Origin of the sequence: Pseudomonas paraveronii, assembly GCF_963681955.1 — a bacterium.
GTDB classification, from domain to species: domain Bacteria; phylum Pseudomonadota; class Gammaproteobacteria; order Pseudomonadales; family Pseudomonadaceae; genus Aquipseudomonas; species Aquipseudomonas paraveronii.
Map to the genome: position 1 here is coordinate 2,429,108 of NZ_OY817130.1, position 22,045 is coordinate 2,451,152.

Genomic DNA, 22,045 nt, shown 5'->3' on the forward strand with positions numbered 1-22,045 from the left:
TAAAAGAGAATGGAGCGTCCATGAGCGAAACAGAATACAAGAGCGTTCGTGGGCTGATGCGTGGTTTGGCCCTGATCAATGGCTTGAATCGTTTTGATGGCGGGGCCAGTACGGCGCAGTTGGCCGAGCAAAGCGGGCTACATCGGACCACGGTTCGTCGATTGCTGGAGACCTTGCAAGCCGAGGGTTACGTGCGCCGCAGCGAGTCGGATGACAGCTATCGCCTGACGTTGAAAGTCCGCGAATTGAGCGAGGGGTTTCGCGACGAGCAATGGATTTCTTCGATTGCTGCGCCGCTGCTCGGCGAGCTGCTGCAACAAGTGGTCTGGCCCACCGACCTGTGTACGCTGGACGGCGATGCCATGGTGATACGCGAGACCACGCATCGCTTCAGCCGCCTGTCGTTTCACCGCTCCATGGTCGGTCGGCGTTTACCCTTGCTCATGACCGCCACGGGGCGCGCGTACTTTGCGTTCTGCCCGCCGGCCGAGCGCGAAGAGCTGATCGAGTTGTTGATCAGCCGCGAAGATGAACAGTCGGCGCTGGCGGCGGATCGCGGCTTTGTCGATCGGCTGGTGGAGCACACCCTCGGCAAGGGCTACGGCGAAAATAACTCCCATTGGGGCCTTGAGCGCAAGATCGCCGCGATTGCGATTCCGGTCATGCACGAGGAGCGGGTGATGGGCTGCCTGAATCTGGTTTACATCGCCAAAGCGATGTCGGTTGACGAAGCCGCCCGCCGTTATCTGCCGGCGATGCAGGGTGTGGTGGAGAAAATCAGGGCTCAGTTGGCGTAGGGGTGGTGCTTGGCGTTGGGGACTCTAATCTGCCGGCGGCGCTTTTTCCGCCGCCTCATTGATCAGCACCATACTCTGCGGCGAAGACAGCGCCACGCCAAGTTCGCGCAGGCGCCCGAGGACGGTGAACAGCAGGTCGCTGCGGGCTGTCCCCACCGAGCGCGGGCTGTTGACGTAACCGCTGACGGCGATGACCAATCCGTTGGCGGTCAGGTCCTTGAATGTCACCGAAGGCGCCGGTGTATCCAGCACGGCTTCGTGTTCGGTGAACGCGCTCAACAGCAGATCGCGGATCTGCAGCACGTCCGTTTCCAGCGGCAGGGTCAGCGTAATGCCGACGACGCCCAGCGCATTGCCCATGGTCACGTTGCGCACGTTCTGGGTGATGAACTGCGAGTTGGGCACGATCACCGTTGAACGGTCGGACATCTGGATTTCCGTGGCGCGCACGTTGATGCGGCGGATATCGCCTTCGACACCCGCGAGGCTGACCCAATCCCCGACCTTGACCGGGCGTTCGGTGAGCAGGATCAGGCCCGAGATGAAGTTCTGCACGATCGCCTGCAGGCCGAAACCGATGCCCACCGACAGGGCGCTGACCACCCAGGTCAAGTTGGTCAGGCTGATATTCAGCGTGGACATCACCACCACTGCGACCAGCACGAAGCCGATGTAACCCACCAGGGTCACCAGCGAGGCGCGCATGCCGGCGTCCATGTTGGTTTCCGGCAGCAGCCGTTCGCCGAGCCAGTCTTTGAGCACGCGCACGCCGAACAGACCGATCACGAGCAGGGCAAGGGCCAGCAGAATATCGCCGGGGGCGATGGTCAGGTTGCCCAGCGGCTTGCTGCCCAGGTCGAGTTGCGTCAGGCCCGCCAGCAGCTCGCCCGGGCTGGAGCCGGAGGGCAGGAACGCCAACAGGACCGCGGTGAACATCAGCAGGGTGCGGCCCACGCCCGCGAGTAGCGTGCTGGCCTGTGCCTGGTGGCGCTCGGACAGGCCCAGGGCCGAACCGAGCGCCAGGCCGCCAGGTTGTTTCGGCGAGAGCAGGGTCTCACAGAAATCGCCGAAGCAGGCGATCAGCAGATAAGCCGTCGCCGCGACCACGCTCATCCACAGCAGTTTGACGGTGAGGAAGTAAGCCAGGGTCAGGTAGCCGCCCAATAGCGCCAGCAGGCTGATCCCGATCCAGGCCCCGACGACAAACGGAATCAGCCCGGCGACGCCGCTCATGCGCTCAAGCGTGTAGCGGCGGCGGGTGCGGTGGTAACGCAGCAGGGCAAAGAAGAACACCAGCGCGACGGCCAGCGCGGTCAGGCCGTTTACCGCCACAGTCAGTGCCAGGCTACTGTCGATGACGCTGTTGATGCGTTCCTGGGTGCCGATCACCATCAGGGCCAGCCCCAACAGCACAGGGAACGGGCCCAGGGCGACAGCGATCTGGTCGGGGATCTGGGGCAGGCGCCAGGACGGATGCGCACGCATCAACAGGGCGCGGCCGAGGCCGACAATGAAGGCGCAGAACACCACCAGGGTCTGCAATTGATCGAGCAACGTGAGCATGTCGGCGCTGGGCACGGTGTCGCGTGTCAGGCCCCAGCGCAGCAGTGAGGCCGCCACGCTGATGGTCAGCACGCTGGCCAACCCCACCGCCAGCGCCAGCGCGCTGCGTCGCAGGCGGCCTTCGGGCAGCCAACGCACCGTCAGCCGCACCAGCGCGTGCTCCAACACCCGTCGTCCCGCCACCCAGATCAGCAGCGCACTTAACAGCATGCTCACGAAAAACCAGCGGTTTCCCGGCGCCACGGCGGTGTCCGTCACGCTGCGTGCGTCGACGTACAGGCTGCGTAAACGGCTGAGGTCGTCGTCGGTCGGGCGGATGATGTTGGACCAGAACACCACGCTGATCGGGCTCGCCGAGCGGGTGCTGATCTGTGAGTCGAAGAGGCTGCGGCGCAGGCTGAAGATCTGCGCGGCGAGGTCGCTGGCTGATTGGCTCAGGGTGCTGGCCTGGCGCTGCTCGGCGAGCAGGGCGTTCTTCTGCCGGGTCAGTGCGGTGCGTTGCTGGGTGAGGCTCGGGGGCGCATCGGCCTGTAGCGGGCCGAGCACGTTGAGCTGGTCATCCAGGTGTTCAAGATCGATGGCTTGTTTGGCGGCCAGGGTGTCGGCCTGTTTTTGCACCTGCAAGGCGGCCTGGCGCAAGGTCGAGAGCAGGTCGTCATTGGCGCTGCCCGAGACTTTCTGGCGGATCAGGTCGAGTTGCTCGTTGAGGTCTTGCACACTGGCGTCTTCAGCCAGCAGCGGCACACTGCGCAGGTCGCTGGTTGGGGAGGGCGCAGCCTGCACGAGGGCGGGCAACGTGGCGCACAGCATCAGCAGGGCGAACAGCCCGGTGAAAAAACGGCTCGTGGTGACTCTGTGCATGCGTTTGCCCTTTGACCGTTGCGCAAAATGGCTAAGCGTTACCACTCTATGAGGCGAAGGCAAGCCATTCGTGCGAATTTTTTGCGGAAGCCTGCCTGGCAATCGCGCGTAAGTGCTAGATGGCAGACTCTTGGATAACGTCGGCATCCGCCACGGTCTTCCCCTATCTATGTAGGTCACCCGTTCGCCAAGCCTCAAGTACGTTCGGCACTCCCCCTATTGCCATACGGACGCTCGATCATGCTGACCCGCTGTATCTTTCCCCTTTTGTTACTGCTGTTGCCTTGCCTTGTCGGCAACACCCAAGCCCAAGCCAGAGACCTGGCCCAGGGCCTGAGCGACGGCAGCGCCTCTATCGCGCTGCAGAATCGCGACCAGCGTTATGCGTTGTGGTCCGGTATCGGTTTGTTGAAAAACGCTATCGGCCAAACCTGCACCGCGGTGCTGCTGGATACCCGCAACCGCCAGGGCAAGGCCGTCGGCCCGGCGTATGTCTTGACCAGCGGGCATTGCGTGTACTTCAGCTTCGGCACGGCCCATATCAACCAAGCCATCGAGGCGAGCATCACGTTCAATTATTTCCACGACACGCCGGCGCAACAGCGCACGTTTCGCATTAAAACGGCGCATTGGACCAGTATGGTTGGCACTGATCTGGCGGTGCTCGAGCTGGATACGTCACTCGCCCACCTGATCACCGACGGCATCATGCCGCTCAAGCTCGCCACCCATCAAAGTACGGGGGAGCGTGAGGTCGTCAATGTCGGTTCCCCGAGCGGCTTTCGTCAGAAGGGCTTGCGCATGAGCGCCTGCAAGGAAACGCCGACCAACAGCTTTGTCGAGCATCCCGGGGTGTTTCCCGGCGCCCTGAAAAACCGCTGCAATGACCTGCAGTACGGCAGTTCCGGCAGCCCGATGCTGGATCGGCATACCAACGAAGTCACTGGCATTGTCAGCAAAGTCGCGGCGGTCATTAAAAAAGACATCCTCAACAACTGCCAGAACGTCTCGGCGTGTGAAGCGGCCAAGTTCAACTACAGCTATCCGGCCAACGACTTGCACCGTTGTTTTGTCGAGGGCCAATTCTTGAACAATACGACGGATTGTCAGCTCAAAGCCGTTGATATCCTCCTTGAGGAGCCCTGGAAGCTGAACCCCTATGTCCATATGCAACTGGGCGAACTCGGGCAGAATGTGCAGCCCACGTGGAACATCCGGTTCTCGATCCAGGACCCGTTCTATCGCTTCAAGGCCGTGCGCAACGTCAATGAATGCAGGTTTCCCAGTGGTTATCAAACTGCGACAGCGTCAACCGAGGGTTACATCAACCAAGCCATCGGCCCGGCGCTGGGCGCTTATGTGCTGTGCATCATCGGCGTCCAAACCCCCGGCGAGGCGTTGACGCCGGCCTTGCTGCACAATGCGTTCACCCATTCGGTGTTCTTGACCGACCCGGCGCCGGCCCCGCGCATCGGCCTGAACTACAGCGTCAACTGGGACTACCCGCAAACCGCCTTCAGCCATCATTACTTCTATGTGGACACCTCGGCTGAAGCCACCTGCCGTGACACCGACGACGTCCGCTACCTCCTGGCCGCTGGCGGTACGAACTACCCGGTCTCGCAACTGCCCGTCACCCTGTGCAGTTTTGCGCGTAACCAGGCCGGGCAACCTTCGGCCATACGCACGGATGTCATCGAGCGATCCTCCTACCTACCGCCCACCCAAACGCGCCAGCCGGCACCTGCTGCACAATGAGAGCGGTCAACCTTCGACCCGAAAGCCCCCGGACAGTTTTTCCTTCAGATAACCCACCAACGCACTCACGGATTTGGGCACATGGGGCGAGTAGGGTCGAATCAAGTAAATCTCATCGGCAAACGCGCCCTTGAGCGTCCAGCCCTTGAGCACCTGCACCAACGTGCCGCCGGCCAGTGCCGCGTGGGCGCTGAAGTCCGGGAGCAGGGCGATGCCCAGGTGATTGAGCGCCGAGTCGCGCAAGGCTTCGCTGTTGTTGGTGGAGAAGCTCCCGGCGATCGGCACGGTGACCCGCTCGAGCTTTTTGCTGCCGCGCTCGAAGGTCCAGGCGGGCTGATCGGTGCCGCGCGGATAGTAGAGGCAGTTGTGCGCGCTGAGGTCACCGGGCGTGCGCGGTTCGCCGTGGCGTTGCAGGTAGTCGCGGGTGGCGACCAGCACCGAGGTGGTGTCGCACAGCTTCCACGCCACGTGGGTTTCCGGCACCTGAAAACCGTGGCGCACCGCCAGGTCGTAGCCTTCGGCAGCCAGCGAACTCAAGGCATCCGACACATCCAGCTGGATACGTACCTGCGGGTACCGCTGCAGGAATGCCGACAGGTGCGGCACCAGTTGCTGCCGTGCGAACGCGACCGGTGCGGTCAGGCGTACCAGGCCGCGGATTTCCCCGGCGGCGTCGCGCACCGAGGAAAAGCTGCGGGCGATCTGTGCGTAGGCGCTGCGCACGTCCCGCGTCAGTGACTGCCCGGCGTCGGTCAGGCGCACGCTGCGGGTGGTGCGGGTGACCAGGCGCGTGCCGGTGGCTTTTTCCAGGTCGCTGATGCGCTGGCTGACCGCCGACTTGCTCACCCCCAGGCGCGCGGCGGCGGCGGTGTAGGTGCCGTGTTCTTCCAGCACCGAGAGCCAGTGGATGTGGGTCCACAGCCCTTCGATCTCAGACTTTTCCATGGGCTTTATTGTTCGCTTGTGAGGACAATCAGTTCTGGATTCTGCTCTGGTTTGGAACAAATCGAAAGCCTATCGTGTGTCCCAACGCTACCCACCAGGGATCGACTGCCATGACTACAACCCTCGAGCACTACATCAACGACCAACGCGTGAGCCGCGATGATCGCTATCAGGACGTGTACAACCCGGCCACCGGCGCCGTGACCGGGCGCGTCGCCCTGGCCAGCCGCCAGACCGTCGGCGAAGCCGTCGCCGCCGCGCAAGCCGCCTTCGCCGATTGGGCCGACACCCCGCCGATCCGCCGCGCCCGCGTCTTGTTCCAATACCTGCACCTGCTGCGCGAACGCAAGGACGACCTGGCGCGCATCATCGTCGCCGAACATGGCAAGGTGTTTACCGATGCCCAGGGCGAAGTCGACCGTGGCATCGACATCCTCGAGTTCGCGTGTGGCATTCCCAACCTGCTCAAGGGCGAACATTCCGATCAGGTCTCGCGTGGCATGGACAACTGGACGATGCGCCAGCCCCTGGGTGTAGTCGCTGGCGTCACGCCGTTCAACTTCCCGGTAATGGTGCCGATGTGGATGTACCCGATCGCCATCGCGGCGGGCAACACCTTCATCCTCAAGCCCAGCCCGACCGACCCGAGCGCCGCGCTGTTCATGGCCGAACTGCTGCGTGAAGCCGGTCTGCCCAAAGGCGTGTTCAACGTGGTGCAGGGTGACAAGGAAGCGGTGGACGCGCTGATCGAGCACCCGGACGTCAAGGCCGTGAGCTTTGTCGGTTCCACGCCGATCGCCCAATACATCTACGAAGCCGGCGCACGCCACGGCAAGCGCGTGCAAGGCCTGGGCGGCGCGAAAAACCACATGGTGGTGATGCCCGACGCCGACATTGAACGCACCGTCGACGCGCTGATGGGCGCGGCCTACGGCAGCGCTGGCGAACGCTGCATGGCGATCTCGGTGGCGGTGCTGGTGGGCGATGTCGGTGACAAAGTCATCGCCGCCCTGACCGAACGGGCCAAGACACTGCGCATCACCGACGGCCGCGACCTCAAGGCCGAAATGGGCCCGATCGTCTCGCGCGCCGCACTGGAACGCATCAGCGGCTACATCGAACAAGGCGTCCAGGCCGGCGCGCAGCTGCTGCTCGACGGGCGCGATTACGTGCCGACCGAACCCGGCCTGGAACACGGCTTCTGGCTTGGCGCGACCTTGTTCGACCACGTGACTCGGGAGATGAGCATCTACCGCGAAGAAATCTTCGGCCCGGTGCTGGCCTGCGTGCGCGTGAATGACTTTGCCGAGGCCGTAAAGCTGGTCAACGACCATGAATTCGGCAACGGCGTCAGTTGCTTCACCCGCGACGGCAACATCGCCCGCGAATTCGCGCGGCGTATCGAAGTGGGCATGGTCGGCATCAACGTACCGATCCCGGTGCCGATGGCCTGGCACGGCTTTGGCGGCTGGAAGAAAAGCCTGTTCGGCGACATGCATGCCTACGGCACTGAAGGGGTGCGCTTCTACACCAAGCAGAAGTCGATCATGCAGCGCTGGTCGGAGAGCATTGAGCAGGGTGCGGAGTTTGCGATGCCCGTCTCCAAGTAAGGTCTTACAAACACTGCAGGACCTCATGTGGGAGGGGGCTTGCCCCCGATGGCGGAGTATCAGTCAACAACGACTTGGCTGACCCGCCGCCATCGGGGGCAAGCCCCCTCCCACAGAGGTTATGCGGTGTCGGTGAGAATGGGGTTTATCGGCGACCTGCCCGCGTACTCACATTCACCCACACCGCCAGCACCAACATGCTGCCATTCACGATCATCTGCCAGTAACTGTGGATACATGACCAAATGCCACTTACCCCGCCGATCAATCGGTGGAATACGGTCAATGTGGGAGGGGGCTTGCCCCCGATGGCGGAGTGTCAGTCGACAACGACTTGGCTGACCTGCCGCCATCGGGAGCAAGTCGAACCGTCGCACCGCCCCTCCCACATTTTTTTGCCCGTGGTCAGGCAGTGGTCTTCGTGGGCCTGAGGCATTCGATGGAGCGGTCCACCGTGGTTTTGGCGATTTCCAGCAAATGCCACACCGCGAGGATCTTCGCCCGCTCCGGTTTCTCCAGCAGCTCCCCGCAATCCAGCGCAGTCGCCGAAGCGCTGTCCAGCAGACTGGCGGTGTAGAGCAGGGCGTCTTCGAAGCTCAGGTCTTCGTTGACGGCGTGGAAACCTTGGGTGGGCAGGTAATGGTCGATGGCGCGGTTGAAGGCAGCGCGGTCTTTGGTGGGATCGATGGGTGGGTCGGGTAGGGCTTTGGTCATGGTGTAATTCCGTGATGGATTGAGATTCGCCACCCCGCCGCGACTAAACGTAGGGTGGCGGCTGTACGCAGGTTAGTCGACCGGTCATCACGAAAATCCGGCGCACCCGAAGGCGCCCTGCGCACAGCCACCATAAAAACTGATGGAAGACCGTGCACGTGATGAGAGGTCGGGCGACTAAACCCGATCACTGATTTGGCAGTGACGGACCGCAGACTAGCCATCGATTCCAACAGGCACAAGGCGGCGCAGATTGTCTAGGAAACGTCCTGCAATTTAAAGCGACCCGGCTTGCTGGCCCTTTAAAAACCATGACCAAATGCCACTAACGAACACGTGATGGTTTCTATCTGTAGGAAAGATCTGCCATGACGGAACTTGATGGCAGCGCTGACGACTTTTCGCTTTTTCAGGGTGTAGTGGGCCGAGTTAAATATCGACGCCAACTAACCTCCGTAAAGGATTGCGATGAACATAAACGTCAGTAATTTTCGCCAAGCAGTATCTAAGATCAGGCTCTCAAACGCAGCATTTGAAGAGTTGCTGAGTGCCAGCGCGATGTTGGGTGCAGAAACCAAAACCGGTCGATTCGATATAAAACACGCTTGCATTGATCCGTTTTATTCGCAGTCCCTTGGCGAGGCGTTGCGCAATATACGAAACATTATTGAACATGAAAGTCATGTCTTGATCCTTGATGGATTTAGGACGGATAACCTTGCAAGTTTCAAATCACTGGTGTGGGCATTTGGATCTTTGCTTGGTACGCCAATGGTGCAAAATCATCTTGGTCATAAGGTTATTGAGGTTTACGACCGAGGCGGTAAAAGCATTGAAGAGGGTGCGAGGTACCATCAGACCCGTCAGGGCGCCTACGTACATAACGATGGCGTCAGCGACCCTCTCCCTATCGACTATTTGATTCTGGCTTGTGGACAGAAAGCGCTTCTGGGAGGCGAGAGCATTCTTATTGATGCAAGCGCGGTATATGCGGAGCTGATGGCATTTCCGGAAGTTCTCGAGGAGCTTAAATGCGATTTCTATTTTGAAAATAGAGGCATGTCAGAGGACGAGTGCCTATTTAAAGCGCCCATCCTGAGTTTTTCCAATGAAGGTATTCCCTTGATAAGGTACTTTCGCGTCTACATTGAATCGGCTCACCTTAAAGCGAAAATGCCGTTGACGTTGGCGCAGGTTCAAGCATTGGATTTTCTGGATACAGTTCTCGATCAATCATCTGTTCAGCATCGTGTATTGCTTGAGCCTGGTCAGGTGCTTATTTCCGCGGACAACAAGTTTCTCCATACCCGAACGCATTTCATCGATATGCATTCTCCACGCTCGGAAATTGATGATGCAGAGCCTTTAAACGCCTTGAATCGCTACATGTTGCGGATGTGGTTACGCAAGCAATGATGCCCATGTCACGCATGGCGCGCGACCTTTATACCCACTCAAAAGCCGAGCCCTCATGGACAACGCCAACATAGCCATCACCCTGGTCTTGATCTCCGCCTTCATGCACGCCACTTGGAATGCTGTTGTCCGTGCCGGCAGCAGCCGTTTCATGACCTTGGCCATGGTCGATGGCACCGCATTAGTGATCTGCCTGGCGGCGCTGCCGTTGGTCAACGTACCGAGCCTGGAGGTGTGGGGCTATGTGCTGATTTCTGTGATGCTCAATACGGTCTATCGATTGTTCCTAATCAAGGCTTATGAAACAGGCGACTTCGGCCAGGTCTACCCGGTGATGCGTGGCGTGCCGCCGGTGTTGGTTGCGGTGTTTTCCTACTTCCTTTTGCATGAACAGCTATCGTTCCCGTCGATGGCGGGAGTGCTGCTGATTTGCGCGGGGATCATCAGCCTGACGTTTGTGCGCAGGATGACCGCGCAGATGTTCAAACCAATTCTGATGGCCGTGTGTGCGGGGGTGTTCATCGCGTCCTACACGGTGGTGGATGCCAAAGGTGTAAGAGCCAGTGAGACGGTGCTGCAGTACATCATCTACCTCACGCTGTTCCAGAGCATTCCGATTCCGATGCTGGCGTTTTTCAAGACGCGATCAGCACTCACCCAGGCTGTGCGCGACCACTGGCGGGTAGGTGCAATGGGCGGTGTTTTTTACTTGGCGTCCTACGGTTTGGTCCTGTTTGCGTTGTCGCTGGACGCAGTGGCCAAGGTCTCAGCCCTGCGGGAAACCAGTGTTATTATCGGCGCCATCATTGCTGCGCTGTTCTTCCGGGAGCAGTTCGGCTGGCGACGGATGCTTTCGGCATTCGTCATTGTCTGTGGGATCATCCTGATCAAAGTGAGCACCTGATGGCCCAGCGCCCGCCACCCACTCCCATGCTTCAAGCCTTCGTCAGCGCCGCGCAAACGGGCAGTTTTGCGCGTGCTGCGTTCGAGTTGAACCTCACCGCCAGTGCCATCAGCCATCAAATTGCGGGCCTGGAAGAATGGTGGGGGGTGCAGTTGTTCGAGCGGCATTCGCGGGGGGTCAAACTCACGACAGCGGGGCAGGCCTTGTTGCCAGTGACCGATGGTTTTTTCAAAGAACTGGATACGGTGCTGCATTCGCTCAACCCGAGTAGATCCCAGCCACTTTACCTTTCATGCACCTCCTCTCTTTGTGCAACCTGGCTGATTCCCAGAATGCATGGTGCCCACGCCGAAGCGGCATTCAACCTTGATCTGGTGTTGACCAGCGCGGACATAAGCAGCGCCAGCTTAAGTGCTCACCCGTTCGATGTCGCGGTGGTGATGGGGTATGGCGACTACCCGGATCATCATGCCGAACTGCTGATGCGCGATGCGGTGTTCCCTGTGTGCTCGCCGGAATTCAAACGTGTGAATGGTGATATTGCGCTGGAGGAAATAGCGCGGTACCCGCTGATTCATCGCGTCGACGATCAGGTATGCCCAGGGTGGGAGAGCTGGTTTGCATTTCAAGGGCTAGAGGCACCGCCGTATCACCATGGGCCGCGCTTTCCAGATTCCAGCCTGGCCATCAGTTTGGCAGTGAAAGGCGGTGGGATTGCGCTGGGCAGGACGGCACTGGTGTATGACCAATTGAAAGACGGTGAATTGGTTGCGTTGGAGGCCCCCTTAATGATGTCGCCTGCTGCGTACTACATCATTTGTCGAAACGGACGACAATCAGAGCCCGATATCGCCCGTTTGCTTGATTGGCTCAAGGCCCAAGCGCATCAGTTTATGGGGGAGGTGCAGCGTTCCGGTAAATGACTCACCGGCGACCTGCCCGCGTACTCGCATCCACCCACACCGCCGCTCAAACAATGGAATGCGGTCAATGTGGGAGGGGCGGTGCGACGGTTCGACTTGCTCCCGATGGCGGTGGTTCAGGCACTCATGCAGTGACTGACCCACCGCCATCGGGGGCAAGCCCCCTCCCACATGGGAGAGTGGGGCTCACCGCCGGCCCGCCCGCGTACTCACATCCACCCACACCGCCAGCACCAAAATGCTGCCCTTCACAATCATCTGCCAGTAACTGTCCACATCCAGCATCGACATGCCGTTATCCAGGCTGGTAATCACCAACGCCCCGAGCAGCGCGCCATACACCGTGCCCGAGCCGCCGCGCATGGAGGTGCCGCCGATAAAGCACGCGGCGATGGCGTCGAGTTCGCCCATGTTGCCCGCCGACGGTGAACCGGCGGCGAGGCGTGCGGTGTTGACCAGGCCGGCGAGGGCGCACATTACGCCCATGATGCCGAAGATCCACAGTTTCACCGCCTGCACGTTGATGCCCGACAGGCGCGTGGCTTCCATGTTGCTGCCCACCGCATACACGCGGCGGCCGAAGACGGTCTGGCTGGTGACGTAGCTGAACACGCCGAGCAGCACCAGCAATAGCAGCACCGGCACCGGGATGCCGTCGTAGCTGTTGAGCGTGGTGACGAACCCGGCCAGCACCGCGCCGATCACCCCCACGCGCAGTACGTCGCGCACCAACGAGTGGGCGGCCAGCCCGTGCAGTGCGCGGTTGCGCCGTTGTTTCCAGGTCAAGAACAGCGTCAGGGCCAACAGCAAAACCCCGAGGCCGATGCCCACCGCATGCGGCAAATACCCCTGGCCCACATACACCAGCGACGGCGACACCGGTGCGATGGTGGTGCCGCCGGTGATGCCCAGCAGAATCCCGCGAAACGCCAGCATGCCGCCCAGGCCGACGATAAACGACGGGATGCGCAGGTAAGCGGTCATGTAGCCGTTGGCCAAGCCGATCATCAACCCGCACAACGCCACCAGGCTGAGGTTGGCCAGCAGCGGCAGGTGATAGACCACGTCCAGGATCGCCGCGAGCCCGCCCAACAGCCCGAGCATCGAGCCCACCGACAAATCGATCTCGCCGCTGATGATCACCAGCACCATGCCGCACGCCAGAATCCCGGTGATCGACATCTGCCGCAGCAGGTTGGACAGGTTGCGCGGCGTGAGGAAACCGCCCTCGGTCTGCCAACTGAAAAACAGCCAGATGAACGCCACGGCGATCACCAGGGCGAGCATTTTGTAGCGGGTAAACAGCTGTTTGAGCTGATTCATCTAAGCGGTCTTCCGATCATTATTATTTTGGCTGAGCGCGGCGGCGAGGACCTGTTCCTGGGTGAGCCCTGCATTGATGAAATCCCCACGCAACTGGCCGTCGCCGATCACCAGCACGCGGTTGGACACGCCGAGCACTTCGGCCAGCTCCGAGGAGACCATGATGATCGCCACGCCTTCGGCCGCCAGCGCGCCCATCAGTTTGTAGATCTCATACTTGGCGCCCACATCCACCCCGCGCGTGGGCTCGTCGAGGATCAGCACCTTGGGCTTGGCCATGAGCATTTTTGCGAGCACGGCCTTTTGCTGATTGCCGCCGGACAGGCTGGTGATCGGCAAAAACGGGCTGGCGGTCTTCAGGTGCATGCGCGCGATCTGCCGGTCGATGCTGCCCAGTTCGGCTTCGGCGTCGATGCGCGTCAGGTGCGCGTAGGTGTCGAGTACGGTCAGGGTGATGTTCTGGCCCACGCCCAGGTCGGGAATGATGCCCTGGCGCTTGCGGTCCTCGGGCACCATGCACAGCCCGGCGCGGATCGATTTGAGCGGCGTGCGCGTGTCGATCCGTTGGCCGTCCAGCCACACCTCGGCGCTGTAGCGGCCCGGGTAGGCGCCGAACAGTGCCGACACCAACTCGGTACGCCCGGCGCCGACCAGCCCGGCAATGCCGAGGATTTCCCCGCGCTTGAGCACGAAGGAAATATCGTCGACGCGTTTGCGCTTGGGGTTGTCGACGTCGTAGCAGGTGACGTGGCGTGCTTCGAACATCACCTCGCCGATCTCATGGGGCTCGGTGGGGTAGAGGTTGCTCATTTCGCGCCCGACCATCTGCGTGATGATCCGGGGGATATCCATGTCGGCCATGGCGGTGGTCGCGATGTGCTGGCCATCGCGGATCACCGTGATGGTGTCGCACACCGCGGCCACTTCATCGAGCTTGTGGGAGATGTACACGCAGGCCACGCCCTTGGCCTTGAGCCCTTTGATGATGTCCAGCAGCACCTCGATTTCCGAGCGGGTCAGGGCCGAGGAAGGTTCGTCGAGGATCAACAGGCGTGCCTGTTTGTTCAGGGCCTTGGCGATTTCCACCAGTTGCTGGTAGCCGCCGCCATACTGCGACACCGGCAGCGCGACGTTCATGTCCGGGACCTTGAGTTCACGCATCAACGCTTCGGCGCGGTGCAGCATCGCCGGGTAGTTCATGCGCCCGCCGGGCAGGGTCAGCTCGTGGCCCATGAAGATGTTCTCGGCTACCGACAGGTCCGGCACCAGGGTCAGTTCCTGGTGAATGATGACGATGCCGGCGGCCTCGGTTTCGCTGATCGACTGGGCTTTGAGCGGTTGCCCGTCCCAGAGGATTTCGCCGTCCCAGGTGCCATGGGGATAAACCGCCGACAGCACCTTCATCAAGGTGGATTTGCCGGCACCGTTCTCGCCGCACAGGCCGACACATTCCCCCGGCCGCACCTTGATATCGATGCCATTGAGCGCGTTGACACCGCCAAAACTTTTGACGATGCCGTTCATTTGCAGCAGGTAGTGCGACATGGCGATGGCTCACACAAAAGGCCGAAGAAACGCGGGTTCCTGTAGGAGCGAGCTTGCTCGCGAAGAACCCGAGGACCCCGCGTTCATCCTGAATGCCCGCGTCATCGTTGACGTTTTTCGCGGGCAAGCCCGCTCCTACAGGCCGATCTGCTCTTTGGTGTAGAACCCGTCCTTCTCCAACAGGTCGATATTGGCCTTGGTCAGCGGAGTCGGGGTGAGCAGGATGGTGTCGACTTTCTTGCTGCCGTTGTCGTATTGCGAGCTGTAGGTGGGCTTTTCATTGCGTGCAAGCTGCACCGAGAGCTTGGCGGCTTCGGTGGCGATCAGCTTGAGCGGCTTGTACACGGTCATGGTCTGGGTGCCGTCGATCACGCGCTTGACGGCGGCGAGGTCGGCGTCCTGCCCGGAGATCGGCACCTTGCCCGCCAGCTTCTGCGCGGCCAGGGCCTGGATCGCACCGCCGGCGGTGGCGTCGTTGGAGGCGACGATGGCGTCGATCTTATTGTCGTTCCGGGTCAGGGCGTTTTCGACGATGCTCAGGGCTTCGGTCGGGTTCCATTCCTTGACCCACTGCTGGCCGACAATCTTGATGTCGCCCTTGTCGATGGCCGGTTGCAGCACCTTCATCTGGCCTTCGCGCAGCACCTTGGCGTTGTTGTCGGTGGGCGCGCCGCCGAGCAGGAAGTAGTTGCCCTTGGGCGCCGCCTGCAGCACGCCATTGGCCTGCATCTCGCCGACCTTTTCGTTATCGAAGGAAATATAGGCGTCGATGTCGGCGTTGAGGATCAGACGGTCATAGGACACGACCTTGATCCCGGCCTTCTTGGCTTCGGCGACGGCGTTGGTCAGCACGGTGGCGTTGAACGGCACGATCACGATCACATCGACGCCGCGTGAAATCAGGTTTTCGATCTGGGATATCTGCTTTTGCTCGTTGGCATCGGCTGACTGCACGAAGACCTTGGCGTCGAGTTTTTCCGCCGCCGCGACGAAGTAGTCACGGTCGCGGGACCAGCGTTCCAGGCGCAGGTCGTCGATGGAAAAACCGATTTTCGGATGCGCGGAATCGGCCATCACCGGCAGGGCGAGCAGGGCCAGGGCGCTGGCGAGCAGCGTGCGTTTGAATGATTTCATGGTGGTGCGTCCTTTTATTGTTGTTGGAAAGACACAGCGTGATGCGGATAGAACTGTAGAGCGTCCCTCGACGCTCGGTGCGCAGATTTGTCGCGCAAATGTCACCGATAGATAAACCGATTGACCACGCCTTCAAGCATCTCCTGCCGGCCACTGACGGCCTGCGGGTTGAACTCGTGGGCAAACGCGTGTTCGGCCAGGGACTCAAGGCTGAACTCGCCCGCCAGGACCGCCTGGCCCAACGGCTGCTGCCAACCGGCATAGCGCTGGTCCTTGAACTGCTGCAACCGATCGTTCTGCACCATTGCCGCCGCGCGTTCCAGTGCCAGGGCGAGTACATCCATGGCGGCGACGTGGCCGTGGAACAGGTCGATCTCGTCCAGGCTCTGGCGGCGCACCTTGGAGTCGAAGTTGTAGCCGCCGTTCTTGAAGCCGCCGGCCTTGAGGATTTCATAGGTCGCGAGGGTCATTTCCTCGACGCTGTTGGGGAACTGGTCGGTGTCCCAGCCGTTCTGCGGGTCGCCACGGTTGGCGTCGATGCTGCCGAAGATCCCCAGGGACACGGCGGTGGCGATCTCATGATGAAAGCTGTGCCCGGCCAGGGTCGCGTGGTTGGCCTCGATATTCACCTTGATCTCGTGTTCCAGGCCGTATTCATGCAGGAAGCCGAACACGGTGGCGCTGTCGTAATCGTATTGGTGCTTGGTCGGCTCCTGGGGCTTGGGTTCGATCAGCAGGTCGCCCTTGAACCCGATCTTGTGCTTGTGCTCCACCACCATGCGCATAAAGCGCCCGAGCTGTTCGCGCTCGCGCTTGAGGTCGGTATTGAGCAGGGTTTCATAACCTTCACGGCCGCCCCACAGCACGTAATTGGCACCCTTGAGCCGCAGGGTTGCGTTCATCGCACTGAACACCTGGGCGGCGGCGTAGGCAAACACCTGCGGGTCCGGGTTGCTCGCGGCACCGGCGGCAAAACGCGGGTTGCTGAAGCAGTTGGCGGTGCCCCACAACAGCTTGATACCGGTCTGTTCCTGATGGCGCTCCAAGTGGTCGACCATCTGCGCAAAGTGGTTGCGGTACTCCTTGAGCGAACTGCCTTCCGGCGCAACGTCGGTGTCGTGAAAACTGTAGTAGTCGATGCCCAGCTTGGAGAAAAACTCAAAGGCCGCGTCAGCCTTGCCGATGGCCACGTCCATCGGCTCGCCGCTGCGCTGCCACGGGCGCTTGAAGGTGCCCATGCCAAACATATCGGCGCCGGGCCAGACGAAGGTGTGCCAATAACACGCAGCCATGCGCAGGTGCTCGCGCATCGGTTTGCCGAGGATCAGCTTGTTGGCGTCGTAGTGACGAAAGGCGAGGGAGGCATCGCTGCTGGGGCCTTCGAAGCGAACCTTCTCGACACCGGGGAAGTACGGCATGGCGTTTTCCTTATTGTTCTTGGCGGTGTCTGGATACTAGCAACGGCACCTGGCCCGCTGATTATGAAAATCACCAAGGTGTAGTGCGATTTTGAGTGGTGGGGGCTAGTCTGTTGCCACTGGCCTCAGGACAAAAACAATGAAAACCCTACCGCCCGTCCACCGCATCGCCCTGTTGTTCAACGGCAGCAAAATCTACGACCGTGGCATCATCACCGGCATCGGCAATTACTTGAGCAGCACCCGCGCGTCCTGGGATTTGTTCCTCGAGGAGGATTTCCTCTGCCGCCTGCGCGGTATCGAGCGCTGGCAGGGCGACGGGATCATTGCCGACTTCGACGACCCGCTGATCGGCGAGGCGCTGGCCGACATTAAGTTGCCGGTGGTGGCGGTGGGCGGCTCCTATGAGGATGCGTGTGCCTACCCCGAGGGCATTCCCTATGTGGCCACCGACAACCATGCGCTGATGAAGCTGGCGTATGAACACCTGATCGAAGCCGGGCTGACCCGGTTTGCCTGTTTCAGCCTGCCGCCAGCCCAGGCCAATCGTTGGGCCCAAGAGCGCGAAAAGGCCTTCAAGCATCTGCTGCAACGCGACGGCTTGCCGGTGGAGGTGTATCGCGGCCTGGGCACCAGTGCGCCGTTGTGGGACAGCGCGGTGGAGCAGCAGATCGCCTGGCTGCACAGCCTGCCCAAACCCATCGGTATCATCGCCGTCACCGACGCCCGCGCCCGGCAACTGCTGCAAGCCTGCCTGACTGCCGGTATCGCCGTGCCGGAGGAGGTCGCGTTGATCGGCATCGACAACGACCCGCTGACCCGCACCCTCACGCGGGTGCCGCTGAGTTCGGTGATCCAGGGCACGGAAACCATGGGCCGCACGGCCGCCGCGTTGTTGCATCAGATGCTGCACGGCAAACCCTGCACCGGCACGCAGATCCTGGTACCGCCGGAGGCAATCAATGTGCAGGCCTCCAGCTTGCATCAGCCGTTGGGCAATCCGTATGTGATGCAGGCGCTGCTGTTTATCCGCCAGTACGCCTGCCAGGGCATCAAGACCGCGCAGGTCGCGGCGTATGTCGGCGTGTCGCGCTCATCCCTGGAAGCGCACTTTCGCAAGGAGCGCGGGTGCAGCGTGCATGACGAGATCCTGCGCTTCAAACTCGCCGCCGCCGCCAAGGGCCTGGAAAGCCACGAACTGGCGATTGCTGATATTGCGGCGAAGTGCGGCTTCAAGTCGGCGCAGTACCTACATACGGTGTTTCGCCGTGAATTTGGTTGCACGCCGCGGGAGTATCAGCAAGGCGTGGCCTAGAACACCGCCTTGACCTGCAAGCCCAGCACCAGTGCGTTGTCGATGTCCTTACCGGAAAACGCCCCAGGCTCGAGGATGTATTGCACATCCGGGCGCAGGTTCAGCCATGGCGTGGCCTGGTAGCCGTAACTGAGTTCGATCAATTGTTCGGCGTTGTCGAGGTTGGGGTAGCTGGTACCGGCGTTGAAGGCGGCCAGCTCCTGCACATCGCGGCTGCGCGGGTTTGGCATGGCGCGGCCATAACCCAGGGCGAGGGTGTCGCGTGGCCGGCCTTCGAACGGTTTGTACAGCACGACGCCCGCGCCATACCACTTGGTGAACGGCGAGGCCGCTTCGCTGGCGGCGGAGTATTGGCCGAAGGCGTGCAGCACGCGACCTGCCGACGCGCTGGACGCCCAGACTGCCTGGTCGATCAGCAGGTAGTGACCGCCGCGTCCGCTGACCTTCTCAGTGCTGCCGATGCGTTTCACATCGGAGCTATCGTAGTAATAGCCCAACTTGTATTCACCCGGCAGCGTGCCGGCCGATTTGTACACCAACTCAATCGGTACCACAGTGCCGGTGGTGTGCTTGGGGCTCAGCTTCCAGGCGCGGCTGGAGTTGCCATTACTCTCCGGGTCCACGTTGAACGCGGCCACGCGCAGTTGCCAGGACGGCGAAAAGTCGTATTTCACCCGCGCGCCCAGGCGGGCATTCGGGTAGTTGGTCCAGCCGCTGCCTCCGGACATGTTCAGCGGGTGCCCGCAGAAACCGGCGTTCATGAAATTGCATAGGATGCCGCTGTCCAAGCCTCCCAGGTCGTTGCCCATCGCCATATAACCGAGCTTGAGGTTCACCGCCGGGGTGAACAGCGTGCGCTCGTAGCTCAACTCGGTCAGGCGGGTGTAGAGGCCGCCGTAGTTTTCCTGGATCGGCAGGCGGTTGCCTACCAGGTCCTCGGAAGCGCTGTTGCCGCGTCGGTCGTTGATGGTCAGTTGGATGCGGTCGCCGTTGTTCAAGCCGTACAACTTGCCCAAGTCGAACTGCACGCCCAGCTTGATGTTTTGCGAGTAGCGTGCCGAACGGTGTAGGCCGCCGTGGGCGTTGTACGCGGTTTCGCCGCTGTAGTCGCCGGTGAAGCGAACGCCTTGCTCGTCGAGTTCACGGCGCAGGCCGCCCCAGTCGCCGGTCAGGGTGGTGTCATCGGCTTGGGCGGGCAGGGCAGCACCAAACGCCAGGCCCAGCAGCAGGCGCCCAACGAGGTTGTTGGGTAAAAAGTGAGAAGCAGGAGGCATGCGTGGTCTTCCAGAAACACAACGCGCGGTACGGGGGTACCGCGCGAAAGGGCAGGGTTATGGCAGGGCGTAGGCGATCACAGAGTCGCCACGGTCGGTGGACTGGCGCGCACCGCCGGCAGTGATCACGACGTACTGTTTGCCGGTTTTCGGCGACACGTAGGTCATCGGGCCGCCTTGGCTGCCGACGGGCAGGCGGGCCTTCCAGATTTCGTCACCGTTGCCGCTGTTGAAGGCGCGCAGGTAGAAGTCCTGGGTGCCGGCGATAAAGATCAGGCCGCCCTGGGTCGACAGCGTGCCGCCGAGGGTCGGCAGGCCGATCTTGATCGGCAGGTGCATGCGGATGCCCAGGGGGCCGGTGTCTTCCACGGTGCCCACCGGTACTTGCCAGGCGATTTTCTGGGTCTTCATGTCGATGGCGGTGAGGGTGCCGAATGGCGGCGCCTGGCACGGGATGCCGGCCACCGACAGGAAGCGGTTTTTATTCACCGCATACGGCGTGCCCTTGAGCGGCACCGCGCCCATGCCGGTGTTCAGCGCTTCGCCACCGGACGTGGCCTGGGCCTTGTTCTGCGATGGGATCATCTGAATCCACAGGCCCAGGCGCATGTCGTTGACGAAGATAAAGCCGTGTACCGGGTCGGTGGAAATACTGCCCCAGTTCATGCCGCCCAGGGAGCCGGGGAAGCTCAGCGATTTGTCGGTACCCGGCGCGGTGTACAGGCCGTCGTAGCGCATGCCTTTGAAGTCGATGCGGCACAGCAACTGGTCATAGGGCGTGGCGCCCCACATGTCCGACTCGGTCAGGGTCTGCGCGCCGATCTGCGGCATGCCCAGGGATTTGGGCTGGGTTGGCGAGTACGGTTCGTTGGGGATATTCGCCGCCTTGACCGGTACTTCCTGCACGTCGGTCAGCGGCTTGCCGGTGGCGCGGTCGAGCACATAGATCTGCCCGGCCTTGGTGCCGATCACCACCGCCGGTACGGCTTTGTCGCTGCCCGGCGGGGTGAAGTCGATCAGGCTCGGTTGCATCGGCAGGTCGAAGTCCCACAGGTCATTGTGGACGGTCTGGTACACCCACTTTTCAGCACCGGTGGAGGCGTCCAGCGCCAGCACGGAAGCCCCGTATTTGTGGTTCAGCTGGGTGCGTTCCACACCGTAGATATCGGTGGACGAGCTGCCCATTGGCAGGAACACGGTGTTCATCAGTGGGTCATAGGACATCGGCGCCCAACTGTTGGGCGTGCTGCGCACATAGGCGCTGCCTGCTGCCGGCGCTTGTTTGTCGTCCGGATTGCCCGGGTCGAAGGCCCAGCGCATTTGCCCGCTGATCACATCGAAGCCACGGATCACGCCACCGGGCATGTCGGTCTGCACGTTGTCGGCCACGCGGCCACCGACCACCACGGTGGTGCCGGCGATCAACGGCGCCGAGGACAATTGGTAATAACTGTCGGGCACATCGCCCAGGCCGGCTTTGAGATCCACCTGGCCGTGGGTGCCGAAGTCTTCGCAGAATTTACCGGTGTCGGCATCCACGGCGATCAGGCGCGCATCGATGGTGTTGGTCAGCAAGCGACGCTGGCACTGCGCACCGGCTGCCACGCTGGCGGCGATGATCGGCGAGCTGTTCGGCTGGGTCGGCTGTGCGATCGGCGCGGTGGCATCGAAATACGCCATGCCTCGGCAACGCTGCCATACCGCCGACTTGGCGTTTATTGCGTTCTTCCACAGCTCTTTGCCGGTGTCGGCGTCCAGGGCGATCAGGGTGTTGTGCGGCGTGCAGATAAACACTTTGTTGCCGATCTGCAGGGGCGTCAGTTGGTCTTCGGCACCATTGCCGTCGCTGATGGCCACGTCGCCGGTGTGGTAGGTCCACGCCACTTTGAGTTTGTCGATGTTGTCGCGATTGATCTGGTCCAGCGCGGCAAAGCGGCTGCCCCCTTCGGTGTTGCCGTAGTGGGCCCAGTCTTTCTGTGCATCGGCTGCGGCCACTGGCGTGATGCCAGGGCCTTTACCTGTCGGCGCTACGCTTGGGTGAGCCACGAACATATTGCCCGCCGCGACCGCCACGCCCACCGCCAGGACGGCGGCGATGCCATAAGCAGCGCGCGCAGGTCGGCCGGCCAGCAGCGGATACACCAGCGCCACCACCAGGCCGACCACCGCGAACATGAACAGCCGCGAAAACAGCGGCCAGAACACCAGCCCCACCTCCGCCACCGCCCAGATCGCGGTGCCCACCAGGAACGCCGCAAACAACCACGCGCCAGCGGTTTTGCACTGGGCAATCAACAGCCCGGAAACGGCCATGACCACGCCGCCGATCAGGAAGTACCAGGAGCCGCCCAGGCTGACCAGCTTGAAGCCGCCAACGGCTAGCGCGAGGCCGAGCAGGGCGATGATCACGCCCAGGCCCAGGAGGAGGAATCTAGAGGCGCCAGTGGCGCGCGATGCTCGTTTCATGTCGACAGGACTCGAGTGGGAGGGGCAAAAACGTGATTTTAGCAAGATAAGTAACTGGTTAGTACATTTAGCTCGGTAA

16 protein-coding genes are annotated in these 22,045 nt (G+C 61.5%); 7 read left to right on the plus strand and 9 right to left on the minus strand.

The genetic code is table 11. From position 1 onward, the window contains the following. The first annotated feature begins 20 nt into the window (after positions 1 to 20). On the plus strand, positions 21 to 797 hold the full coding sequence (locus U5A08_RS11065; RefSeq protein WP_321851524.1) for a DNA-binding transcriptional regulator: 777 nt from the start codon (positions 21 to 23) through the stop codon (positions 795 to 797). Between the two features lie 24 nt (positions 798 to 821). On the opposite strand, the gene U5A08_RS11070 is transcribed toward U5A08_RS11065, so the two are convergent. Next, positions 822 to 3,221, minus strand: coding sequence for a DUF3772 domain-containing protein (locus U5A08_RS11070; protein WP_321851525.1), 2,400 nt, complete (start codon positions 3,219 to 3,221; stop codon positions 822 to 824). 240 nt (positions 3,222 to 3,461) lie between these two features. On the opposite strand from U5A08_RS11070, the gene U5A08_RS11075 reads away from it, so the two are divergent. Next, complete coding sequence (locus tag U5A08_RS11075) at positions 3,462 to 4,979, plus strand: trypsin-like serine peptidase (RefSeq protein ID WP_321851526.1); 1,518 nt, start codon at positions 3,462 to 3,464, stop codon at positions 4,977 to 4,979. 6 nt (positions 4,980 to 4,985) lie between these two features. Here the strand turns inward: U5A08_RS11075 and U5A08_RS11080 are convergent, their stop codons facing one another. Beyond that, positions 4,986 to 5,924: a LysR family transcriptional regulator gene (locus U5A08_RS11080; RefSeq protein WP_321851528.1), complete on the minus strand. Its 939-nt coding sequence runs from the start codon at positions 5,922 to 5,924 to the stop codon at positions 4,986 to 4,988. A gap of 110 nt (positions 5,925 to 6,034) precedes the next feature. Between U5A08_RS11080 and U5A08_RS11085 the strand changes: the two genes are divergently transcribed. Continuing rightward, positions 6,035 to 7,534, plus strand: a complete 1,500-nt coding sequence (locus U5A08_RS11085; RefSeq protein ID WP_321851529.1) for a CoA-acylating methylmalonate-semialdehyde dehydrogenase — start codon at positions 6,035 to 6,037, stop codon at positions 7,532 to 7,534. 405 nt (positions 7,535 to 7,939) lie between these two features. On the opposite strand, the gene U5A08_RS11090 is transcribed toward U5A08_RS11085, so the two are convergent. After that, positions 7,940 to 8,248: a DUF6124 family protein gene (locus tag U5A08_RS11090; protein ID WP_017847906.1), complete on the minus strand. Its 309-nt coding sequence runs from the start codon at positions 8,246 to 8,248 to the stop codon at positions 7,940 to 7,942. A 468-nt stretch (positions 8,249 to 8,716) separates the two neighbouring features. On the opposite strand from U5A08_RS11090, the gene U5A08_RS11095 reads away from it, so the two are divergent. Genes U5A08_RS11095 through U5A08_RS11105 form a run of 3 tightly spaced genes read left to right on the plus strand, consistent with a single transcriptional unit; the run spans position 8,717 to position 11,491 of the window. Continuing rightward, positions 8,717 to 9,664 (plus strand): TauD/TfdA family dioxygenase, encoded by a 948-nt coding sequence (locus U5A08_RS11095; RefSeq protein ID WP_108525578.1) that lies wholly within the window; start codon positions 8,717 to 8,719, stop codon positions 9,662 to 9,664. Positions 9,665 to 9,719: 55 nt separating this feature from the next. Beyond that, positions 9,720 to 10,568, plus strand: coding sequence for an EamA family transporter (locus U5A08_RS11100; RefSeq protein ID WP_017847904.1), 849 nt, complete (start codon positions 9,720 to 9,722; stop codon positions 10,566 to 10,568). Beyond that, the gene (locus U5A08_RS11105) at positions 10,568 to 11,491 is read left to right on the plus strand and encodes a LysR substrate-binding domain-containing protein (protein ID WP_017847903.1); all 924 of its coding nucleotides are present in this window, start codon (positions 10,568 to 10,570) and stop codon (positions 11,489 to 11,491) included. The genes U5A08_RS11100 and U5A08_RS11105 overlap by 1 nt, the downstream gene beginning before the upstream one ends. A 186-nt stretch (positions 11,492 to 11,677) precedes the next feature. Here the strand turns inward: U5A08_RS11105 and U5A08_RS11110 are convergent, their stop codons facing one another. From U5A08_RS11110 to xylA, 4 genes are all read right to left on the minus strand, one after another. Beyond that, on the minus strand, positions 11,678 to 12,814 hold the full coding sequence (locus tag U5A08_RS11110; RefSeq protein ID WP_253394857.1) for a sugar ABC transporter permease: 1,137 nt from the start codon (positions 12,812 to 12,814) through the stop codon (positions 11,678 to 11,680). Beyond that, positions 12,815 to 14,359 carry a D-xylose ABC transporter ATP-binding protein gene (gene xylG / locus U5A08_RS11115; protein WP_321851532.1) on the minus strand — a complete coding sequence of 515 codons (1,545 nt, stop codon included), beginning with the start codon at positions 14,357 to 14,359 and terminating at the stop codon, positions 12,815 to 12,817. Between the two features lie 135 nt (positions 14,360 to 14,494). After that, complete coding sequence (gene xylF, locus U5A08_RS11120; protein ID WP_253394861.1) at positions 14,495 to 15,493, minus strand: D-xylose ABC transporter substrate-binding protein; 999 nt, start codon at positions 15,491 to 15,493, stop codon at positions 14,495 to 14,497. Positions 15,494 to 15,594: 101 nt separating this feature from the next. Next, positions 15,595 to 16,911 (minus strand): xylose isomerase, encoded by a 1,317-nt coding sequence (gene xylA / locus U5A08_RS11125; RefSeq protein ID WP_253394863.1) that lies wholly within the window; start codon positions 16,909 to 16,911, stop codon positions 15,595 to 15,597. Positions 16,912 to 17,050: 139 nt separating this feature from the next. On the opposite strand from xylA, the gene U5A08_RS11130 reads away from it, so the two are divergent. Further along, positions 17,051 to 18,226, plus strand: a complete 1,176-nt coding sequence (locus U5A08_RS11130; RefSeq protein ID WP_321851535.1) for a XylR family transcriptional regulator — start codon at positions 17,051 to 17,053, stop codon at positions 18,224 to 18,226. On the opposite strand, the gene U5A08_RS11135 is transcribed toward U5A08_RS11130, so the two are convergent. Further along, the gene (locus U5A08_RS11135; protein ID WP_321851536.1) at positions 18,223 to 19,500 is read right to left on the minus strand and encodes a carbohydrate porin; all 1,278 of its coding nucleotides are present in this window, start codon (positions 19,498 to 19,500) and stop codon (positions 18,223 to 18,225) included. The genes U5A08_RS11130 and U5A08_RS11135 overlap by 4 nt on opposite strands. 57 nt (positions 19,501 to 19,557) lie before the next feature. Beyond that, a complete protein-coding gene (locus U5A08_RS11140) occupies positions 19,558 to 21,966 on the minus strand; it encodes a glucose/quinate/shikimate family membrane-bound PQQ-dependent dehydrogenase (protein ID WP_321851537.1) in 2,409 nt (802 codons plus the stop codon). Between the last annotated feature and the right edge of the window lie 79 nt (positions 21,967 to 22,045).